Source organism: Algibacter sp. TI.3.09 (genome assembly GCF_038154905.1).
Lineage (GTDB): Bacteria > Bacteroidota > Bacteroidia > Flavobacteriales > Flavobacteriaceae > Algibacter.
In genome coordinates this window covers 7,501-31,231 of the sequence record NZ_JBAKAN010000003.1, presented here as the reverse complement: position 1 = coordinate 31,231, position 23,731 = coordinate 7,501, and the positions used below count along the sequence as shown (strand labels likewise).

Here is a 23,731-nt window from a genome sequence, read left to right as displayed (position 1 = left end):
ATTTTTTTGGCGTTACCCAAGGGTCGGGCTTTCTCTACTCGCTCCCTTCCGCTGGTCGAGGAGCTTAAACAGGCCGTTCAATCCCTAACGCAGCATCCGCCAATAGTAGTTTATATCGTTATTCTATTTTTGTCCAAGCAGCATTCTTTTTATCACTTTCTACAGCTGCATAAATAAATTGCATACCTCGAATACCATCTTTTACTGTTGGATAATCTGGCTTATCAATAGTTTCACCATTTAAAACAGCCATTAAATGTGTTGCGAAATTTTTATAAATAGTTGCAAAAGCTTCTAAATATCCTTCTGGATGTCCCGCCGGAATACGAGAAACATTTAGAGCTTCTTCATATAAATTATTACCGTTTGGCGTAAATATTTTAACAGGCTCTTCTAACCAATGTGTAATTAATTGGTTCGGATTTTCTTGATGCCATTCCAAACTTCCTTTTTCACCATAAACCTTTATAGCTAAATTATTTTCTTCACCTAAAGCAATTTGCGAAATAGACATGGTTCCCTTTGCTCCGTTTTCCATACGTAGTAATAAATTTCCATCATCATCAAGCACACGGCCTTCTCCAAACTTACCTAAATCTGCAGCAAGTTCTTCAATTTTTAGACCTGTAATATATTCAGCTAAATTTTCTGCATGCGTTCCAATATCACCTAAAGCACCGCCAATACCCGATTTACTCGGGTCTACTCGCCAAGAGGCCTGTTTCTGTCCGGTTTGCTCTACTGCCGTAGACAACCAACCCTGTAAGTATTGCACTTGTATTTTTCTAATTTTACCCAAATCACCTTTCGCAACCATAGCTCGCGCTTGCTTTACCATCGGGTGACCAGTGTAATTATGCGTTAAAGCAAAAAGTTTCCCGCTTTTTTCAATTATAGTTTCTAACGCGATGGCTTCGTCTAAAGTTAACGTCATCGGTTTATCACAAACCACATTAAATCCATGTTCTAAAGCTAATTTTGCAGGAGGAAAATGCATATGGTTTGGTGTTACAATGGAAACAAAATCCATGCGAACACCTTCAGGAAGTTCCTTTTCTTTTAAAATCATTTCCTCAAAACTACCATAGCATCTATCTTCAGGAAGGTATAAGGCTTTACCAGATGTTTTAGACTTCTCCTCATTACTACTAAAAGCCCCGCAAACTAATTCTATCATGCCATCGATGGCTGCGGCTCTGCGGTGTACATCTCCAATGAATGATCCGGTGCCGCCACCTATCATTCCCATTCTTAATTTTCTTGTCATAACTACTTATGCTTGTTCTGTTTTATTTCTTTTTTTCATATAAAAATTTAAACCTAAAAAGGCCACAATAAGGATTGCTGGTAAAATAGACATGGTTCTTAAAGCTTCAGACGCATTCGCATCATCCATCAATTTCCCCATAATTGGTAATACTAACGATACAGAAAACATACCTGCTCCACCCATAATTGAAAGTCCAAGCGCTCCTGTTTCTGGTAAATATTCTGCCACAAAACCTAACATGGTTGGCCAAAAGAATGTAACGCCAATAGCAAAAACTGCTGCTGCAACAAAAGTCATTCCGCCACTAGTTACCGTTAACAACCATAAACCTATAAAAGTGAATATTGCCGAATATAATAACATGCCCGAAGGTTTTAATCTATGTACAACTTGCCCAGCGAACAGTCTCCCTAGAGCCATAATACCGTTGATAAACGCTAACACTAACAGTGGCACCGCAACAGATTCTTTTAAAAGCGATTCTATACGTTGGGTTGTTCCTAACTCTGAAGCTGCTGTTAAAAGCATACAAAACACCATAAAGATGAATAAAGGTTTCCCGACGCTAGAGAACATTTTTTTATTACTAATTCCCATTTGAACACGCTCGGTAACCGGAAATTCTTGTCCAAAAAACAATACAGCATATAGTACTAAGGGTATAAATAACGTTGAAACCATAATTTGCCAACTTAAACCCATAACATCCATAACAAGCCACCCAATAATGGAACCAATTACGATACCACCAGGGAACCATACATGGAATCTATTTAGCATTTTTGTTTTTTCATTAGTATACATTGATGCTACCATTGGGTTTAACGCTGCTTCTACCATACCATTACCGATACCAACAAATAGTGTTGCTAGAAATAAAGACGTCATTGAATCGGCCATAATAGTCCACACAATTCCTACGGCATGCATAGCAAAGGCAATCCAAGTAATTTTTTTAATTCCGAGAAAATCGACTAGTGGCCCTCCAAAAATCATGGCAATTGTAAAACCGAAAAAAGCCGGCGTAAAAGCATAACCAATTTGTTCTAGTGTTAGCCCAACGCCTTCAGGTCCAAAAACAGTTTCTAATCGTGCGCGAATGGCAAATGTCATTGCCGTTGTAATTAATGCTAAACAACTCGCAAGAAAGAGTCGTTTCTTATTAATGTTTTCCATTTTATAAAATTTAGTTTAGTTTGGTTGGTATAGAAATTACAGACTACTATTTGTCTTTACAACACATAACCGTTCCTTTATAAAATCGTTAACGTTATAAAGTATAGACTTAAGTATTGAAACAAAAAAGCACAGTAATTTCTACCTAGTGAAAATATAAAATAGAATTTTAAATAGCGTGTATTATTATTCAGTGAAATAATTTAAACACAGTCTACCGCATTTACAGCATACTTTAACCTATAAGTATTAGGCGAGCATTTTTCATGCTTTTTAAAAACCGTTGCAAAGTATTGGCTTGTCGCAAAACCACACATATAGGCCACTTCTGCAATAGTCAACTCGTTATTTTCTTGAAGAATTTTTTTAGATAAATCCAAACGCTTCATGGTTAGATAGCGCATAGGCGTTACATTGGTTAAGCGCTTGCAATGATGTGTAAACCTTGTTACTCCCACACCTGCGGATTCTGCCATTAGTTCTACAGTCCAATTTTCTGATAAATTATTCACCAATTCATCTAAAAAAAATTTTACGCTTCGTGAACTATCAGTTAGTTTTTCATCTAAAACAACATCGTCTGTATTTAATAAATCGAGTAAAAGGATTAATAAATAATTAACTAACAGTCTTATTTTAGAAGCATTGCTCCCATTTTCATCGGTATTAATAGCCTTGTTAATCCTAAGAAAACAATCGCGAACTGTTTGATCGGTTTTCCAAATAGACTTTTCATTCTGCCTTAAAATAGTAGTTAATCGTCCTAAATCACTCGGCGTTAATGTGATCCAATCTGGCCAAACCCATTCTTGATGAGGCCTTCGCACGCCTAAATCGATAATAACCCAATAAAATTTCCCCATACCAACATATGGATTTCCAACTTTATGAGCTTCCCACGGACGTGTAATTGTTAAATGATTTGGAGTAAGCAAAACTTCTTTATTTTCCTGAGAATACGGCATGGTGCCCGATTCTAAAAAATGAAACTCAATACCTTCGTTGCGGTGCCAATCTAAACCCCAATCTTGCGGTTCGTTTGCATCCCAATAACCAATACTGTTTAGCCCCATGGTATTTTCATCCAATCGATCACCAGGATAAGTATGCCTAGCTAAAGCTTTAAACTTTATTTTTTTTCTGTTAAACGCATCAATTAATGGCAAACAAGTATCTGCATGATATACAATACCATCAGCCTCATAAGGCTCAATATTTATTTTGTTTACTTTCACTGAAATTATTTGAACATTAGCACCACGCAAAATACACATTTTTTATGAATTAAAAATTTGCCTTTCATTAAAATTGGAACAGGACGTTATTTATTACCAATTGATAGACCTGTTTGAATCCTTTCAGTGATAATATATAAACAGTAATGCGGATTAATTTTATAAATTTGTGTTCAAAAATCAACCAACTATTTTTACTCTCTATAACTTATGAATAGCATTAAATTACTAATATCCTTTTTGATATTGGGCCAAACCTTATTAATTAACGCACAATCATCTCTTAACGGAACAATTACAGACAGCAACAATAATCCTATATCCGGAGCTACTGTTTTTTTAAACACAGAACCAATACTTTTTAGCATTACAGATACTGAAGGCAAGTATTACTTAACAAATACACCTACGGGAAATTATATTTTAAGTATTTCGCATTTAGGATTTAAACCTATTAATGAGAATGTTAGCTTAAAGGGTTATAACACCGAGTTATCGTACAATTTAGAGAGCGACTTATTAAACCTACACACTGTAGTTATTACCGGGAATTTCACGCCTACAATACAATTAGAATCGAGTACCTCTGTGAGCACTTTAAACACTAAAGACTTAAAACAAATAGTTCCGCAAGGCACTGCAAACTTATTGCAGAACATCCCTGGAACTTTTGTTGATGCTTCTGCCGGAGAAGTTTTTACAAGAGTTTACACGCGTGGCGTTTCGGCTGCAGCCGAAGATGATATGGGCTGGTATTACGTGTCTTTACAAGAAGATGATTTACCGGTTAGTTTAGTACAACACTCGTACTATGGTCCAGATTTATTTCATCGTGTAGATTTAATGACAGCAAGCGTTGAGGCCTTAAGAGGCGGTAGCGCATCCATAACAGCCATGAATGCTCCTGGAGGCGTTTATAATTTTATTTCTAGACAAACGAACTCAAAAGAATTAACTGGTGAAGTACAATTACAAACTGGTATTAAGGGTGAAGGCAATCCATATTACAGAGCAGATGCTGTTTTAGGTAGCCAATTAGGAAATAATTGGAGTTTTAACGCTGGTGGACATTACAGACATGATGAAGGTGCAAGAAACACAGATTTTACGTTTAGTAAAGGCGGACAATTTAAATTCAACTTAACTAAAGTAAACTCTCGTGGATATTTTAAACTTTACGGAAAATATTTAAACGATTATACTAATAGATATAACGGTGTTGCGGCTACAAACTGGGACAATCCTGAAGCTGCTTTTGGACAAGATTTCAACTCCTCTGCTCTTTTAATGCCTTCTTACAATGCATCGATTCCCGATGGTCGTTATTTAGAAGACGATAAAACAAACAGTTTTAATCCATCAAAAGGTGTGCATGCAAAAGATTTAGCGGTTGGGTTAGATTTGTTTCAAAACCTAAACCATAATTGGTCTATTAAAAATAATATGAAATTTTCGACCAAAAATGCAAATTGGCAAACCTCTATTAGTAACGCTTTTGTATCATTGAGCGACCCTACAACGTATTATTTACCAAGTAACGGAAATCCTTTTCCTGTTGGCCAAATTGTTTTTAAAAATACTCGAACAGGAGACGAAATGGCAAGAATTGATAACAGTCCTATTTTTGCAGGAAGTCCAATAAACTATCTAACCGATAGCACATTACCTAACGATGCCGTTTTAGGAACATCTACTTGGTATAAAGATAACGATGCCGATGAGTTTATGCAACAATTAACTTTATTGAAAACTTGGGATAACCACGATTTTAGTTTCGGTTTTTCTACAGGTATATCTAATACTTCCGTTTTTACACAAGGTAGTTTTGCGTTTTCTACTTACGAAAATAACCCAACCATGTTAGAGGTTACTTTAGAAAACCCTGGTGAACCGGTTCTATATTTATCTGATGAGCATGGTGTAAGTAACTATGGTGGTTTATTTTTCACAAACAGTCGTGCTGATGTTTTTCAAGCAGCTACGTTTGTTAATGATATTTGGAAAATTTCTGATAATATCCAATTAGATTTAGGACTTCGTTATGAATCTATATACCATAAAGGCAGTAATGACCGTAGCGCTCCTTTTACACAAAATGGAGGTTTAGATGCAGATGAAACCACTATTTATGATAACAATATTTTACAACCAACAGGTGAACGTGATTCGTTTAATTTCAACTATAATTACTTATCATATTCAGCAGGTCTAAATATCAAATTAACCGAAGATGCGTCTCTATTTGGACGTTATTCTAGAGGAAACAAAGCACCAGAATTAAATTATTATTTCAACAATTTTGCTAACGTACCTATTATTAATGCAGGTGAAGTACAAAAAATAAAACAAGCAGAATTAGGATTGAAATCAGCTTTAAAAGATTTCTCATTTACAACAACACTTTTTTGGAGTGAATTAAAAAACATTGGAGTTTCTAATTTTGAATTTGATGATAGTACAAGCAGTATTTTTTACACGCCAATACAATTTAACAGCTCACAAACATTTGGCTTAGAATGGGAAACCATTTACAACCCTATTCAATATTTAACCTTTCGTTTTAATGGTGTTTTACAAAACCCAAAGGCAAGAAAATGGAATATTTATGACGCAGCAGGATCTGCTGATATAGGAGATGATAGTATTATAAACTATTCTGGAAATAGATTACCATTCAATCCAAAATTACTATTTAATCTATCTTCAGAATTTCAGAAAAACAAAGTATCATCTTTCATTAAATGGAAATACACAGGCAAGCGTGAAGGTAACGTAGCCAACGCTTTTCAATTGGCTGCTTACAGTGTTTTTGATGCTGGTATAGGTTACCAAATAAACAAGAATTTAAGCGCTCGCGTGTTAGCTAGTAACCTTTTAAACTCTGACGGGCTTACTAACTTTTTTGGAGCAAATTCTTTTGGAGCAAATGCCAATGGAGTAACTCAAGACTACATTAATGACAACCCAGATGCTAGTTTTATTGTAGTTCCTATTTTACCAAGAAGCACCATGTTAACACTTAATTATGCGTTTTAAGAACCATATTTTGCATAAAATAAGCCATATGAACAACGGGTAACAACTAAAAGCAGATACTTTTACGCAAGTCAAAAAACAACCAACTTTATCTAAACAAATAGGCATATGAAAAACAAACTCCTTTTTCTTTTTGCTATTTCGTTGATAATTTCTTGCGAAAAAGAAGAAACAAAACTGCTAGAAACTGTTAATGAAAAAGAAGAAACACTTAACGCATTACCGTTTACTAATATTGAATTAGAAGACTTATCTCATTTTAAACCAACTGCTGAAAATTGGCAAATAACCGGAAGTGTAGTGGCTAATAGAAGTAAAGAAAAAACACTTACACCATACAAGGGTAATGGCATATTAGTAAACAAAAACGACCAAGAAAAAAACAAAAATTTACTTTCAAATTTTGAACATGGTGATATTGAGCTAGAGCTTGATGTTATGATGCCCATAAAGTCTAATTCGGGTATTTATTTTCAAAGCAGATATGAAATTCAGCTATTTGATAGTTGGGGTGTAGAACATCCTAAATACAATGATATTGGCGGTGTTTATCAACGATGGAACAAAGATGCTGAAAAAGGTAAAGAAGGTTATGAAGGGCATTCGCCTTTAGTAAATGCTGCTAAAGCTCCTGGTTTATGGCAACATTTAAAAATTATTTTTCATGCACCAAAGTTTAACGAAAAAGGCGAAAAAATTAAAAACGCTTGGTTTGAAGAAGTTAGGTTAAATAATATTTTAATTCAGAAAAACGTAGAAGTTACGGGATCTACTCGCGGTGGCGCGGCAAAAGAAGAAGTGCCTTATGCGCCTTTAATGATTCAAGGTGACCATGGACCTGTTGCTTTTAAAAACATAAAATATAAACTTTATGAAGACAAAAAAATTGGCATCGAAAAATCTGAGCTTAAAATTTACGATAATTCTAAAAAACTTTCTGTTGTAAAAAACATAGAAGATCTTAAACTTCTTGAAACGTTTACAACGGATTCTATTTCTCCTTTAATGAGGATTGATGTTAGAGATCAAAAAGTATTAAGCTACTCAGGAAAACTAGATATACCAACATCTGGCGACTATTTATTTGAAGCTGCGGTTAATGGCGGTACGTACTTAATCATTGAGAATGATACTGTAATGAAAATGAACGGCGACTTTGATATGAATACGACACAGTTTAGTAAAGTTCATTTAGAAAAAGGTCAAGTTACTTACAACCTTGTGTACAACAAGCCCGTAATATGGCGCCGTGGTTTCGACTTTTTTGTTGAAGGACCAAAAATGCAACGTTATTCATTATTAAAAACAGGAACTACAACTTTAAGCAAGAACAACCCAATAAAGCCAATTACCTTAAACGTAAAAGATAAGCCACTTACACAACGTAGTTTTTCAAACCACAAAGGTGTTAAGCGTTCTCATTGTATATCGGTTGGATTAGTTGAAAGACTGAATTATAGTTTAGATTTGGAAACAGGCACTTTACTCCATGTTTGGAGTGGTGATTTCTTAGATGCTACACAAATGTGGCACTCTCGAGGAGAACATCAACGCGGAGAACCTATGGGCTTCCCTATTTCATTACATGGCGATTTAGATTTCGCTTCATTAAATTCTAAGAATGAGGCATGGCCGAATGCCTTAGGTAACAACCAAACATTTAAACAAATTGGTTATGAATTTAAAGATGATGGCTTACCAATGTTTTCATTCGAAATAAATGGAAATAAAATATCGCATAGCTTTAAAGCTTCTGCAAAATCAAAAAGAGGTATCGATCGAGTAATTACTTCTAACTCAAAATCTTCAATGTGGCATAAAATTGCAGATGGAGAAGGTATAACAGCATTAGAAAATAATACGTTCATTATTAACAACGAGAGCTATTATATTGCTTTTCCAGATGGAGAAACGATTAAACCAATTATTAGAGACAGCAATGGAAAAAATGAATTACTTATAGAAATCCCTAAAGGACATTCAACAATAAATTATACTATAATCTGGTAAACTAAAACTTAAAAACATGAAGATTATCAATAAAACAATAGTAATAATAGCCGTCCTTCTAGTAAATCAATTTGGATTTTCTCAAAAAGATAAAATGTTAAACTCAGATCAAGCTAAAAAAGAAGCTGAGTATTATAAAATTGTAGACGTCCCGATACCTAATGATATCAAATTAGAAGTTGGAGGTTTAGCGTTAACGGATAAAAACCAACTCGGTGTTTCTACCAGAAGAGGTGAAGTTTGGCTTGTTAACAATCCATATAGCAAAACACCAGTATTTAACAGATTTGCACACGGTATGCACGAAACGCTAGGTTTAGCATATAAAGACAATGGTTTTTATTTAGCACAACGTGGTGAATTAACAAGGCTTGAAGATAAAGATAATGATGGCGTAGCTGATTTATACAAAACGGTTTACTCATGGCCACTTTCCGGGAATTATCATGAATATTCATATGGTCCAAAGTTTGACAAAAACGGCGACATGATATTAACGCTAAACGTATCATGGTACAAAGGCGGAAAAAGTTTTGCTAAATGGAGAGGCTGGCTTGTAAAGGTTACTACAGAAGGAGAATTTACACCTCTAGCTGCTGGACTTAGGTCTCCAGCTGGGTTTGCAATTAATGATAATAACGATATTTTCTATACAGAAAACCAAGGTGACTGGGTAGGCTCTGGACGTATGTCGCATTTAGAAAAAGGCGATTTTGCAGGGCATGCAGAAAGTTTAAAATGGACAGACGAACCAAACTCACCGTTAAAATTAAAACCAGAGGATATTGAAAAACAATCTGGACTTTCGATGTATGATTATGCTAAAAAAGAAAAGGCATTAAAATCTGCCGCAATTTGGTTTCCACACACCATATTAGGTATATCGACCTCAGATATTTTATACGACACTACCAATGGTAAATTTGGTCCATTTGAAGGCCAACAATTTATAGGAGATCAAGGGCATAGTAAAATTATGCGTGTTTACATGGAAAAGGTAAATGGTGTATACCAAGGCGCTGCTTTTGGTTTTGTTGAAGGTTTTTCTTCTGGAGTTTTAAGGATGATTTGGGGTAAAGACAACAATATGTTTGTTGGTATGACGAGTCGTGGTTGGGCATCTACAGGAAAAAAAGCCTATGGATTACAACGTTTAGTTTGGAGCGGTAAAACACCTTTTGAAATTAAAACGATGAAAGCACTTGATGACGGTTTTGAATTTGAATTCACCAAGCCTATCAACAAAAAATTAGCTGAAGATCTTTCGAACTATAAAATGTCGACATTCACATACAAATACCATGATACTTACGGTAGCCCCATTGTAGATCAACAAAAATCTATGGTTCATAAAGCTGAAATTTCCGCTGATGGGTTGAAAGTAAAATTAACGATTCACGGCATGCGTTTAGGTTTTATTCATCAAATAGAAATGCCTAAACTAAAATCTGCATCTGGAGAATTATTATTACACAATACGGGCTATTACACTTTAAACCAAGTACCTGGAGGAGAATTAAAATCGCCACAAATGCATATAGCTAAAACGTCTAACAAAAAGGTAGACCAACCTAAGCGAGTTAACACCATGCCATCTTCATGGGGAGAACATGGAGCAGATGAAAAAGTGGTTATTGGTACAATTCCTGGATTAAAATATGATACAGAAGAAATCACTATAAACCGAAATAGCAAAATACAACTTACCCTGAATAATAATGACGATATGATACACAATGTTGTTATTACCAAACCAGGTAAAGAAACACCGCTTAAAATTGGAGAAATGGCTCTTAACCTTGGGTTAGATGGTCCAGATTTAAATTATGTTCCGTTTAGCGACTTAGTTTTATTCCATTCAGGAACTGTTGGACCTGAAAGTAACGAAACTATTTACTTTACATCTCCTAGCGAACCCGGAGAGTATTGGATCGTTTGTACATTCCCCGGTCATTCATTTACTATGAGGACTAAATTGATTGTAAAATAAAAACTTAATTTTATGTAAAAAGCCTCAGAGTTAAACTATAGTTTAACTCTGAGGCTTTATTTTTATTTTTTATATTGAATTTATTGTTACCCCAACAAAAAAAGTTGGATTCTCATCCAACTTTTTTTGTCCACTATATTAAATAATTTAATTACTCTTTATAAAGTTCTTCTAAAGTCCAATAATCTTCTCGGTCTTTTGATTGTGCTCTAGCGTTTCTAACAACTTTTTTATCTACATTATCTTCATCATTCATTGCTCTAACATAACTCAATACATTTGCAATCCACTCATCACTATTATCTTTTAAAGGCATCATGATACCATATTCTTTACCTTCAATTGGGCCAATAAGTCCGTTTAATAAAATTTTACTCAGTACACCTTTATCTCCAGTTACCCTACCACTACCAATTAAGGATGGCGCTATAAGACCACCATCTTCAGTAGGCAAACCTTTTAAATCGGCACCATGACAGGTAATACATAGTTGTTTATAAGAGTCATAACCCTTCGTAATACTCAACCTTGCCCCTAAACTTCTTCCAGAAATTCGCTTTTTAAGTTGAGCTAACTGAGAGTCATCTTTCTTTAAACTTTCAACAACAGCATGAGAGATAATTTCGTGACTCTCATATTTTTCATTAATGGCTTTAAGTAATTCTGTAGCCTTTTTATCTTTGCTGTAACGTAAACTTAAAGCCAATTGGTTTACAACATTTACATCGACATCTGAAATTAATTTCTCTAAATCTTGAAGAATATCCTTATCACCCGCTTTCATAAAATTCTCACTTAACCTTATAGCAGTAAGCCTTACACGATAATCTTCATCTTGTAATTTTTCAGTAATTAAAGTTTTATCAATATTATCCATACCTTCAAGAGTCCAAAGTGCGGTAACACGTTCTAAACCAAAATCTTTATCGCTATTAAACAAACCATCCAAAAAAGAAGTATTATCTCTAGCTATAGCTTGTAATTCTGGAATAACAGACTCATCACCTCTTAAAACAATTAACTTTTGAGCTGTATTTCTGTACCAACCATTAGGGTGCCCTAAATACTCTATTAATTCTGAAGCTTTCTTTCCTATTAAATTAGGTTTTTCATCAAGCTCAATATCTTCATGTACAATTCTATAAATTCTACCTTTTCCTATATTTTTATCTAACCCTTTGCGTTCAATAACTGGCCTTAGAAAACTTCCTTTTTTAGTCCAATTACTTTCTTGAATAATACCACGATACATATCTACAATATAAAGCGCACCATCTGGACCTGTTTTAGCTTGTAATGGTCTAAAATTTAAATCTGTAGATGCCATAAACTCAGCTTTATCGTAAGCGTTATATACCACCTTTTTACCATTTTCATTTTTTATTTTCGCTCTACGAATCAATCTACCAACAGGTTCAGGAATAAAAAGATCACCATATAAATCTGATGGTAATTTATGTCCTCTATAAATTTCTTGTCCTGCAGTTCCTGTAAAGTGGTTAAGTGTACCATCTTCTCGTAATCTTTTTGGTCCTCCTTGAACATCAGGAGTTCCAACTACTGGCCAAGGCTCTACAAAACCTTCAGCAAGTCTACCTTTTGCATTAAACTCACCATATACTGGTGGTTGTTGAAATCCATAAGCTGGATTTTCACTACCTGCAGAAGAGTAATACATGTTCCCTAAATCATCTTGAGTAAGTCCCCATTGCCCTCTATTTGGCATGTTTTCTAAAGAGTCTACTTCTACTTTACCATTACTTTTAAACTTAAATCGAATAGGGTTATACGTTGTATATAACCAATTATCTAAATTCCAAATTAAACCACTTTGTTGATGCTCTAAATTTCCGCCACGACGATTTGGATTATAGTAAACACGTTCTTTTTTATCGGCAACACCATCTCCATTGGTATCTTTATAGCTCCATAAATCATATGAAAACGTTTCATTAACAATCAATTCATTTTCAAGAGGCAAAATCATTCTTGGTAATAATAGGCTATCGATAAAAACAGTGCTTTTATCCATTTTACCATCACCATCTAAATCTTCAAGCATTTTGATTTTACTAATAGATCTATTAGTTCCTGTTCCATCAACATCTTGCATATAGGTGTTCATTTCAGCAACATACATACGTCCATTTCCATCCCATGCAACGGTTACAGGCTCATCGATCATCGGTTCGCTAGCAACAAGCTCTACTCTATAGCCTTCAGGTAAATAAAAGGTTTTCATACTTTCTTCTGGTGAAAGAAATTTAGAATCTGCTTCTTTTACAATCTCTGGCTTTTCGTAAATTTTATCGACATACTCCTTTTTCTCACAATTGTAAAAAGACAATAAAACGAGTAATGCCGCACTAATTTTTTTAATTTTCATGTTTAGTTAGTTTTTTTTATTGGAAGCAAAACATCTTGGATAATGTTATGCTTAAGAGGGTAAATTTATAATGAAATCAATATTATAACTATAAACTATAGTTTAAAGCCTATAAAATATGATTCAGAAAGAGAGATTTTCTAATTAATTCAAATAATGAAAGTAAAACAATTATTAAGATTGAAGTTACTCTTATTCTAAAAAAGCAAAGTCCTAATTACTGTTAAATCCATCAGAGATGATTAACAAAATAAGGACTTTAAAAGCTTTTATAATCTTGGTGATTTATTCTACTATTAACTTCCCTTTCATCATGGCATAATGCCCTGGGAAACTACATAAAAAATCGTAAGTTCCTGGCTCAGGAGCGTCAAACTCTACTATAGATGTTTCTCCTGCTCCAACAAGACCTGTATGAGCAATAACATCTTTACCATTTTCAGGAATATAATCTGAAGCCTTTGCCGTAGCTGCTTTATTTCCAAAAGCAGAAACGCTTACACGTTTTTTAAGCAAAACAAAATTATGTCCCATGACATTTTTATCCATTTTACCAATATGCTTTAAAGTAATTTTAATTTTCTCGCCTGCTTTAACCTTAATTTCGGTTTTATTAAACTGCATGGCATCATTACCTGTAATAAGAACATCGTTTGCGTTGCTTTCTACTGTTTTAACAACCTCTGTTTTTTTCTCATAAGAAAAGCCTTCTTTCTTCTTTTCTTCTTTTCCGCCACATCCTATTAATACTACTGCAGAACACGCAGCAACTAATACATACTTTGCTATTTTCATTTTAGTTATTTTAGTTTAAATTAAATTTTTACAGGAATCTTCAATGTATCAAATATACATATATAAAGGCTTCTAGTAGTGCAATATTTTTCAGTGAAAAATTCTGCACTACTAGAAGCCTAAAGATAAAATTATTTTTTAAGATAATTTATGTGATTTTCTCTTTATTACAGAATATAATCTGTGCTAATAAAGTTAGATGTTTTCTTCTCTAATAATTCTTTTAAAATAGCATTATTATAAGCGTTATCTTTTGAAGCAACAAAGGTTCTAATTGAAAAAGAACGTAATGCATCATGTACACTTAATGTTCCGTAAGCCGAATCTTTTCTTCCTGTAAAAGGATAAACATCTGGTCCACGTTGACAAGAACTGTTTAAATTTACACGACAAACTAAATTAACCAAAGTATCTATTAATGGAGATAATGTATGAACATTTTGACCAAACAAGCTCACTTGTTGTCCGTAATTAGATTCTGCCATATCATGAAGCGGCTCTTCGATATCTGAAAAAGAAACCACTGGCACTACTGGTCCAAATTGTTCTTCTTTAAATACACGCATATCTTTTGTTACTGGATAAAGCACTGCTGGAAAAATAAAGTTCTCGGTAGTTTCTCCTCCTTTTTTATTTAAAATTTTAGCGCCTTTTTCCTTAGCATCATCAATTAATTCTTGAATATAACCTGGCTTTTCTATTTCTGGAAGTGGTGTTAATTTTGCGCCTGCCTCCCATGGGTTTCCAAATTTAAGTTGATCTACTTTAAAAGCAAACAATCTATTAAATTCCTCTACCACAGATTCGTGTACATATATTACTTTTAAAGCTGTACAACGCTGTCCATTAAAAGATAACGTTCCTGCAAGACACTCCTCTACTGCTAAATCTAAATCGGCATCTGGTAAAATAATTGCTGGGTTTTTAGCTTCTAAACCTAAAACCATACGCAATCTATTTCCTTTTGGGTGTTGTGCTTGTAATGCATTTGCAGATTTACTGTTACCAATTAATGCTAAAACATCTACTTTACCCGATTGCATTATTGGTGTTGCCAAAACTCGACCACGACCATAAACAATGTTTACAACGCCTTTTGGAAAACTATTTTGAAAAGCTTCTAATAATGGAGAGATTAATAAAACACCAATTTTTGCCGGTTTAAAAACCACAGGGTTCCCCATGATTAATGCCGGAATTAAAAGTGTAAAGGTTTCGTTTAAAGGATAGTTATATGGCCCTAAACATAGCACCACACCTAGTGGTCCACGACGAATATGAGCATAAACGCCTGAGTTTTTCTCGAATTTTGCTGAGTCTCTATCAATTTGTTTGTAAGCCTCAATAGTATCGTAAATATAGTCTACTGTTCTATCAAATTCCTTTTGAGAATCTGGTAGGTTTTTTCCAATTTCCCACATTAAAAGTTTTACAACTTCCTCACGCTTGGTTTTCATTTCTTCAACAAACTTTTCCATACAAGCAATTCTATCAATCACTTTCATGGTTGGCCATAAACCTTGCCCTTTGTTGTATGCTGATGTCGCAGAATCTAAAGCTTCCAATGCTTCAGCTTCGCCTAACTGAGGAATTGTTCCTAATACAGTTGTTTTATAATCTTTAGTAGATGAAATAGTAGAATAAACTTCTGCTGTTTCGCCTTCCCAATGTTTTAGTTCTCCATTAACCAAATATGTAGATTGGTGTAATAATGAGTCTATTTTATATTCGTCTGGAATGTCTTGAAATGCTGTTTTCATATAAAAATATATTGTGTTATGTAGTAAAGTAAAGGTATCAATATTCTCGATGAAATAGCACTAAAACAAAGCTATTGTACGAAAAAATATCAAATTCTTAGCACTTCAATTACAACAGTTTCATATACATACAACTCAAACGTTTTCGAAAAGAAATACATTAAAATTTTTACTGTTTAAGCTAAAACAATGCGAATTACACTAAAAATTGAAACAAATCGGGCTTATCGTTTAAGTAATCACCAAAAAATTTGCGTGCTTTCATTTTAGCAATAAGCGGTTCCAAATCTTCAGAAGATTTTAATTGAATACCAACAACAGCTGCTCCATTTTCACGGTTCGTTTTTTTGGTATATTCAAAATGAGTAATATCATCGTTAGGACCTAAAATATCCACAACAAACTCCTTTAATGCTCCTGCCCTTTGCGGAAACTTTAAAATAAAGTAGTGTTTTAAATTAGCATAAAGTAAAGCTCGCTCTTTAATTTCGGCAGTTCGGGTAATATCATTATTACTTCCAGAAACGACACAAACTACGTTTTTCCCTTTTATTTCTTCAGCATAAAAATCTAGAGCTGCTATGCTTAAAGCTCCTGCCGGTTCTACTACAATAGCGTCCTTATTATAAAGCTCTAAAATAGTCTGGCATACTTTCCCTTCCGGAACCGTAATCATGGCATGTAAATTTTGCTTGCATATAGAGAAGTTTAAATCACCAACGCGCTTTACAGCTGCACCATCAACAAATTTTTCAATATGTTCTATTTCTGTGTTTTTATTATTTTTAATTGAAGTAGACATCGAAGGAGCGCCTTCTGGCTCTACACCAATAATTTTGGTATTTGGAGACAATGCCTTAAACACAGTTGATAATCCAGACGCTAAACCGCCACCACCAACAGCAACAAACACATAATCTATAGGCACTGTGGTTTGCTCTAAAATCTCTAAGCCAACCGTACCTTGACCTTCAATAACTTTTTGATCATTAAAGGGGTGAATAAACATTTTACCTAAAGCAGTACATTCTTGAACGGCTGCATGGTTTGCATCGTCGAACGTATCTCCTTCAATTTTAATTTCTATATAATCGCCACCAAACATTTTAACTTGTTCTATTTTTTGGTTTGGCGTTGGAGAAGGCATATAGATTGTGCCTTTTATTTTCAGCAGTTTACAAGATAAAGCCACACCTTGCGCATGATTTCCGGCACTGGCACATACCACACCTTTCTGAGATTCTTCAGGAGTTAAAGAACTAATTTTATTGTAAGCACCACGAATTTTATACGAGCGTACTTGCTGTAAATCTTCACGTTTTAATAAAATATTAGCGTTAAAAAATTCAGAATAACGAAGGCTTACTCCTAAAGGCGTAACTGCCGATACATTTTTAATAGTATCGGCAGCTAGCTTTATATTATTAAGACTTGGAAAATAGGTATTGCTCTCCTTACTCATTGCTTTATAATTTTAAAAACCTACAAGCTTATACAGCTTGTAGGTTATATTAATATGTAAAACCTGTTGGTCCGTTTAGACTAAAATGGTTTTAAAAATATGTTTAAAGAATTAAACTATTGGCTTCATAGCCGTCATAGATGCTCTTAAGAATGTACCAACTTTTTCTACTGGGTGATTTCTTAAAGCTGCATTTATTTCAATTAACTTAGCATTATCAACACCTGCACCATTACTTGTTGCGTAAGGCTTACCGATAATATCTGTATCAACAGTTTTCATGAAATCTGCTAATAAAGGCTTACAAGCGTGATCGAATAAATAACATCCGTACTCAGCAGTATCTGAAATTACAGCGTTCATTTCGTATAATTTACGTCTTGCAATAGTGTTTGCAATAAGTGGCGTTTCGTGTAAAGACTCGTAGTATGCAGAAGCAGCAATAATTCCAGAATCCGTCATAGCTTCAAAAGCTAATTCTACACCTGCTCTTACCATAGCAACCATTAATACACCGTTGTCATAAAATTCTTGTTCAGAAATTTCAACATCACCAGCTGGAGTTTTTTCGAATGCAGTTTCTGCTGTTGCAGCTCTCCATCCTAATAAATCTTTATCATCGTTAGCCCAATCTGCCATCATTCCTGCAGAAAAACGACCTTCAATAATATCATCCATATGCTTTTGGAATAACGGTCGCATAATATCTTTTAATTCTTCTGAAAGTTCAAAAGCTTTAATTTTAGCTGGGTTAGACAAACGATCCATCATGTGAGTAATACCACCATATTTAAGACCTTCTGTAATAGTTTCCCAACCGTATTGAATTAATTTAGAAGCATAACCAGCATCAATTCCTTTTTCAATCATTTTATCGAAACAAAGAATAGAACCTGTTTGAAGTAAACCACACAAAATAGTTTGCTCTCCCATTAAATCAGATTTTACTTCAGCAATAAAAGAAGATGCTAAAACACCTGCTCTATCACCACCAGTTGCTGCTGCGTAAGCTTTTGCTTGTGCCCAACCTTTTCCTTCTGGATCGTTTTCTTCGTGAACCGCAATTAAAGTTGGTACACCAAAACCTCTTTTATATTCTTCTCTAACCTCAGTACCTGGGCATTTTGGAGCCACCATAATTACTGTTAAATCTTCACGAACCTGAGTTCCTTCTTCAACAATATTAAAACCGTGAGAATAAGATAAGGTTGCACCTTTTTTCATTAAAGGCATAACTGCTTTTACTACACTTGTATGTTGCTTATCTGGCGTTAAGTTTAACACTAAATCTGCAGTAGGAATTAACTCTTGGTAAGTACCAACAGTAAAACCATTATCACTTGCATTTACAAAAGATTGACGTTTTTCTGCAATGGCAGCATCACGAAGTGCATAAGAAATATCTAAACCAGAATCTCTCATGTTTAAACCTTGGTTTAAACCTTGTGCACCACAACCTACTATAACAATTTTTTTACCTTTTAAAGCATTTACACCATCTTCAAATTCTGAAGAGTCCATAAATCTACATTTAGATAATTGATTTAATTTATCTCTTAATGATAAGGTGTTAAAATAATTTCCCATTTTATAATTTAATTAGTATTTATTATTGAAGGCTTTAAGCACTTCTGTTACTTTCATTTCTTCTTTAGTGACTGCAATACGGCCAGAACGTACAAACTGCATAATACCGTAAACGCTTAATTCTTTGCGCAAATTTTCGATTTCTACACGTCTTCCAGATTTTTCTAACACAAAAAAATCTTTATTTACAGTTACAATTCTAGCATAACTTTCTTTTATTAAATTCTGAATTTGAGGTTCATCAAACAATAATTCAGATTTAATTTTGAACATACTCGATTCTGTAAAAATAGTATCTTCTTCTGTATGATAAAATGCACGAATAGTTTCTACTTGTTTTTCTATTTGCTTTACTATTTTTATAGCTTGTTCTTCACAAATATTTACAACAATTACAAAACGATTTACACCATCAATTTCTGACTGTGACGTTGTTAAACTTTCAATATTTATATGTCTACGCTGAAAAATAGCTGAAATACGATTTAATAACCCGATATTATTTTCGGTATAAATTGAAATCGTAAATGATTGTATATCTTGATTCATTTTATTTTAGATCTTAATTTATTAGCACAATCTTACTTCTGAAACGGAAGCTCCAGTGGGAATCATCGGGAAAACATTCCCTTCTTTTTCCACACATACTTCTAAGAAATATGATTCTTTAGATTCAATCATTTCCTTAACAGCATCTGCCAACTCTTCGCGTTTTACAACTTTTCTAGCTTTAATGTAATAGCCTTCTGCTATGGCCACAAAGTTAGGATTTGTCATTTCTGTAGATGCATAACGTTTATCGAAAAATAGTTGTTGCCATTGGCGCACCATTCCTAAAAACTCATTATTCAAAACTACAATCTTAACAGGTGTTTTCTGCTGAAAAATAGTTCCTAATTCTTGTATATTCATTTGAAAACCACCATCACCGATAATAGCAACAACTTCACGTTCTGGTGCTGCCATTTTAGCACCAATAGCTGCGGGAAGCGCAAAGCCCATTGTACCTAAACCACCTGAAGTAATATTACTTTTTGAAATATTAAAATCAGCATAACGACAAGCAATCATTTGGTGTTGCCCAACATCGGAAACTATAGCGGCATTACCTTTTGTTTCCTTATTTATTTGATTAATAACCTCTCCCATAGTAATACCTTCTTTGGTTGGGGTTAAATCTTCTCTAATTACTTTATCAAACTCAATAGCGTACAAGTCTTTAAATTCTTGTAACCATGCATCGTGAGACTTTGCATCTAATAATGGTAATAATTGCGATAAGCTATCTTTAGAGTTTCCCAAAACGGCAACTTCTGTTTTTACATTTTTATCAATCTCTGCTGGATCAATTTCAAAATGAATCACTTTAGCCTGCTTAGCATACGTATTTAAACTACCCGTTACACGATCGTCAAAACGCATACCAATGGCAATTAAAACATCACATTGATTAGTTAAAACATTTGGTGCGTAATTACCGTGCATACCAACCATACCTACATTTAAAGGATGAGATGTTGGTACTGCTGATGCTCCAAGAATTGTCCAAGCTGAAGGAATTCCTGCTTTTTCTATTACTGCTTTTAATTCTTCTTCTGCTTTTCCTAAAATAACACCTTGTCCCCAAACGATCATTGGTTTCTTTGCAGCGTTAATTAATTTTGCAGCTTCTTTTACAGCTGCTGTATCTGTATCTGGTATAGGATTATAACTTCTTACACCTGTACATTTTTCGTATTTAAAATCGAATTCTTCTAACTGAGCATCTTTTGTAATATCTACTAAAACAGGACCCGGACGGCCACTTTTAGCGATATAAAATGCTTTCGCAATAGCTTCTGGAATTTGAGATGCTTTTGTTACTTGGCAATTCCATTTAGTAACAGGAGTAGATATTCCCACAATATCAGTTTCCTGGAATGCATCACTACCTAATAAATGAGATGCGACCTGACCAGTAATACATACTAGTGGTGTAGAATCTATTTGAGCATCGGCAATACCAGTAATTAAATTGGTAGCTCCAGGACCAGAAGTAGCCATAGCTACACCTACTTTTCCTGAAATACGAGCATAACCTTGAGCTGCATGCGCTGCACCTTGCTCATGACGAGTTAAAACATGATGAATTTTATCTCTAAATTTATATAATTCGTCATAAACGGGCATTATCGCACCACCTGGGTAGCCGTAAAGAATGTCTACGCCTTCTGCTAATAAACAATGGATAATTGCTTCGCTACCAGAAATACGCACAGTTGCTTGCGTATTATTTGCTTGTTTTTTTATGGTTTGAGTGTCTTTCATCTCTATATATTTTCTTCTTGCTCTTGTAATCGTTACTTACTATAAATCTGTCACACAGCCTTTAGACGCCGATGCTACAGATTTTGCATATTTATATAATATTCCTTTTGTATGTTTTAAAGCTGGCTGAACCCATTGTGATTTTCTTTCAGCTAATTCTTCATCAGAAAGTAAAACGTTGATTGAATTATCTTCGGCGCTAATTCTAATATTATCACCGGTTTTTAATAATCCAATTGCTCCACCTTCTTGAGCTTCTGGTGTAATGTGGCCCACAACAAAACCGTGTGTTCCTCCAGAAAAACGACCATCAGTAATTAATGCTACAGATTTCCCTAAACCTGCTCCCATAATTAACGATGTTGGTTTTAACATTTCTGGCATTCCAGGACCTCCCTTAGGACCAACATATCTAATGACGACTACATCACCTCTTTCTACTTCCCCGTTTGAAATTCCAGTATTTGCAGCTTGTTCACCATCGTAAACCACCGCTTTACCTTCAAATAACAAACCTTCGTTTCCTGATATTTTTGCTACAGCACCTTCTGTAGCTAAGTTTCCGTAAAGAATTTGTAAATTCCCTGAAGATTTTAATGCTTTATCCTTAGGAAATATAACGTCTTGGTCATCTTCAAAAGTAAGCGGTTCAACATCTGCTAAGTTTTCAGCTAATGTTTTTCCCGTTACTGTTAAACAATCACCATGTAAATAACCATTATCTAATAAGTATTTCATTACTGCTGGAGTTCCTCCTACACCATGAACATCTTCCATTAAATATTTTCCAGATGGTTTTAAATCTGCTATTAAAGGCGTTCTATCACTAACACGTTGAAAATCTTCCAAGGTGAATTCGATATCCGCAGCATGTGCAATAGCCAAAAAGTGTAATACCGCATTGGTAGAACCACCTAAAGCATTTACTAGAGCTATAGCATTCTCGATAGATTTTTTAGTAATAATATCTAAAGGCTTTAAATCTAACTCTAAAAGGTTTTTGATAGCGATTGCCGTTCTTTCACTTTCCGATAATTTATTTGGATTCTCTGCTGGAATAGAAGAGTTATAAGGTAATGCAAACCCCATACATTCTATAGCCGAAGCCATTGTGTTTGCAGTATACATACCACCACAAGCTCCTGCTCCTGGAATAGCACTTTTTATAATTTCTCTGTATTCTTCTTCACCAATCTCTCCTGCTACTTTTTGACCTAAGGCCTCAAAAGCAGAAACGATATTTAATTTTCTTCCTTTATATTTTCCTGATGCTATTGTTCCTCCATACATCATTATAGACGGACGGTTTAAACGTAACATAGCAATAACGGCTCCTGGCATATTTTTATCACAACCAACAACAGAGATTAAAGCATCATAACTTTGTGCATTCATAACCGTTTCAATAGAATCGGCGATAATGTCACGAGAAGCTAAAGAGTAATTCATTCCTGAAGTCCCCATAGAAATACCATCAGAAACTCCAATAGTATTAAACCCTAAACCTACTAAATCTGCTATTTTACACTCAATTTTCACTTCAGCAGCCAAGTTATTCAAATGCATATTACAAGGGTTACCATCGTAACCTGTACTAGCAATACCCACTTGGGCTTTTTTCATATCTTCATCAGTCAAACCTACCGCGTATAACATCGCTTGCGATGCAGGTTGAGATTCATCTTGAGTTAACCTTTTACTATGTTTATTGAGTTCCTTCATTTTTGTTGCGGATAATTTTATCTTTTACTGTATTTCTATTTTAATAATTTAGGTTTTTATGAATTTCATTAAAAACTCTTCATTCTTTGAAATAATGCTCGAAATTAATTTATTAGCCATTTAAAACGATTTATAATTCGTTTTTTAGGTTAAATTCACAAACCTAAAACACCTACCAACTATTTGACTATCAATTATTTAATTCGATATTTTTACTATGTCCAAAAAATCAAAAATTTACAATAAAAAAAGCCTTCTATAAAAGGAAGGCTTTTTAACATATTAAGATTTAAAAAAACGTTCCGAGTGCATCATGAAATAATCACAATGACATTAATAGACGTTTTAATTAAAGAGTTCTTTTTCATCCTATATTATAAATTCAATCGTTCTTCCCCAAAACATTCTGTATATAGGTGTTGCTGAAGATTAGATTCATCAAATATTTATAAATAAAACTTATTAAGCAAATTTTAGGTTAAAAAACTCTAAATGAATTCGCAATTCCTTTTATTTTTCTATTTTTGCAGCCACATATAACAGAGGAAAGATTTGACTGATTGCAACCTCTTTGTACTAAATAAAGTTTCAAAAACATTGAAATTAATTTTTTACAAATAAAAATGCTAAAGGCAGTGTAAACTTCCTTCGACGTTTTCGTCAAATCTTGCTATAAAATAATATAATATGGCTTATTTATTTACTTCGGAAAGTGTTTCTGAAGGACACCCAGATAAGGTGGCGGATCAGATTAGTGATGCGTTAATCGACAATTTTTTAGCTTTTGATACCGAATCAAAAGTAGCATGTGAAACTCTAGTTACTACTGGACAAGTAGTGCTTGCTGGCGAAGTTAAATCGACGACTTATTTAGACGTTCAAAAAATCGCTAGAGATACCATTAACAAAATTGGATATACCAAAGGTGAATATATGTTTGATGGAAATTCGTGTGGTGTGCTTTCTGCAATACACGAACAATCAGACGATATTAG

At 34.2% G+C, this 23,731-nt stretch carries 15 protein-coding genes (1 of these 15 cut by a window edge); 4 read left to right on the top strand and 11 right to left on the bottom strand.

The genetic code is table 11. The features are described from left to right. Positions 1-118: 118 nt before the first annotated feature. From V6246_RS11975 to V6246_RS11965, 3 genes are all read right to left on the bottom strand, one after another. Positions 119-1,267: a Gfo/Idh/MocA family protein gene (locus tag V6246_RS11975; protein ID WP_341560726.1), complete on the bottom strand. Its 1,149-nt coding sequence runs from the start codon at positions 1,265-1,267 to the stop codon at positions 119-121. 6 nt (positions 1,268-1,273) lie between these two features. Further along, positions 1,274-2,446: an MFS transporter gene (locus V6246_RS11970; protein WP_341560725.1), complete on the bottom strand. Its 1,173-nt coding sequence runs from the start codon at positions 2,444-2,446 to the stop codon at positions 1,274-1,276. 203 nt (positions 2,447-2,649) lie between these two features. Further along, positions 2,650-3,681 carry a helix-turn-helix transcriptional regulator gene (locus V6246_RS11965; protein WP_074938002.1) on the bottom strand — a complete coding sequence of 344 codons (1,032 nt, stop codon included), beginning with the start codon at positions 3,679-3,681 and terminating at the stop codon, positions 2,650-2,652. Positions 3,682-3,891: 210 nt separating this feature from the next. Here V6246_RS11965 and V6246_RS11960 point away from each other — a divergent pair, with 210 nt between their 5' ends. The 3 genes from V6246_RS11960 (at position 3,892) to V6246_RS11950 (ending at position 10,717) form a co-directional block, all read left to right on the top strand. Beyond that, entirely contained in the window at positions 3,892-6,717 is a 2,826-nt protein-coding gene (locus tag V6246_RS11960) for a TonB-dependent receptor (protein ID WP_341560724.1), read from the top strand. Between the two features lie 108 nt (positions 6,718-6,825). Next, positions 6,826-8,727: a 3-keto-disaccharide hydrolase gene (locus V6246_RS11955; protein WP_341560723.1), complete on the top strand. Its 1,902-nt coding sequence runs from the start codon at positions 6,826-6,828 to the stop codon at positions 8,725-8,727. A 16-nt stretch (positions 8,728-8,743) separates the two neighbouring features. Beyond that, positions 8,744-10,717, top strand: a complete 1,974-nt coding sequence (locus V6246_RS11950) for a plastocyanin/azurin family copper-binding protein (RefSeq protein WP_341560722.1) — start codon at positions 8,744-8,746, stop codon at positions 10,715-10,717. 151 nt (positions 10,718-10,868) lie between these two features. On the opposite strand, the gene V6246_RS11945 is transcribed toward V6246_RS11950, so the two are convergent. The 8 genes from V6246_RS11945 to ilvD all read right to left on the bottom strand — a co-directional run bounded on the left by V6246_RS11945 (position 10,869) and on the right by ilvD (position 22,736). Beyond that, a complete protein-coding gene (locus tag V6246_RS11945; protein WP_341560721.1) occupies positions 10,869-13,103 on the bottom strand; it encodes a DUF7133 domain-containing protein in 2,235 nt (744 codons plus the stop codon). 285 nt (positions 13,104-13,388) lie between these two features. Continuing rightward, entirely contained in the window at positions 13,389-13,898 is a 510-nt protein-coding gene (azu, locus tag V6246_RS11940; RefSeq protein WP_341560720.1) for an azurin, read from the bottom strand. Positions 13,899-14,065: 167 nt separating this feature from the next. Beyond that, the gene (locus V6246_RS11935; protein WP_341560719.1) at positions 14,066-15,658 is read right to left on the bottom strand and encodes an NADP-dependent glyceraldehyde-3-phosphate dehydrogenase; all 1,593 of its coding nucleotides are present in this window, start codon (positions 15,656-15,658) and stop codon (positions 14,066-14,068) included. Between the two features lie 196 nt (positions 15,659-15,854). After that, entirely contained in the window at positions 15,855-17,120 is a 1,266-nt protein-coding gene (gene ilvA, locus V6246_RS11930; RefSeq protein WP_341560718.1) for a threonine ammonia-lyase IlvA, read from the bottom strand. Between the two features lie 111 nt (positions 17,121-17,231). Beyond that, positions 17,232-18,707, bottom strand: a complete 1,476-nt coding sequence (gene ilvC, locus V6246_RS11925; protein ID WP_159019512.1) for a ketol-acid reductoisomerase — start codon at positions 18,705-18,707, stop codon at positions 17,232-17,234. Between the two features lie 12 nt (positions 18,708-18,719). After that, positions 18,720-19,256, bottom strand: coding sequence for an acetolactate synthase small subunit (gene ilvN / locus V6246_RS11920; RefSeq protein WP_341560717.1), 537 nt, complete (start codon positions 19,254-19,256; stop codon positions 18,720-18,722). Positions 19,257-19,277: 21 nt separating this feature from the next. Further along, a complete protein-coding gene (ilvB, locus tag V6246_RS11915) occupies positions 19,278-21,014 on the bottom strand; it encodes a biosynthetic-type acetolactate synthase large subunit (RefSeq protein WP_341560716.1) in 1,737 nt (578 codons plus the stop codon). 39 nt (positions 21,015-21,053) lie between these two features. Continuing rightward, on the bottom strand, positions 21,054-22,736 hold the full coding sequence (gene ilvD / locus V6246_RS11910) for a dihydroxy-acid dehydratase (RefSeq protein WP_341560715.1): 1,683 nt from the start codon (positions 22,734-22,736) through the stop codon (positions 21,054-21,056). A gap of 687 nt (positions 22,737-23,423) precedes the next feature. Here ilvD and metK point away from each other — a divergent pair. Continuing rightward, positions 23,424-23,731 carry the start of a methionine adenosyltransferase gene (gene metK, locus V6246_RS11905; protein WP_159019508.1) on the top strand. Its footprint extends 946 nt past the window's final position, so only the first 308 of its 1,254 coding nucleotides appear in the window; its start codon is at positions 23,424-23,426; its stop codon lies beyond the right edge, outside the window.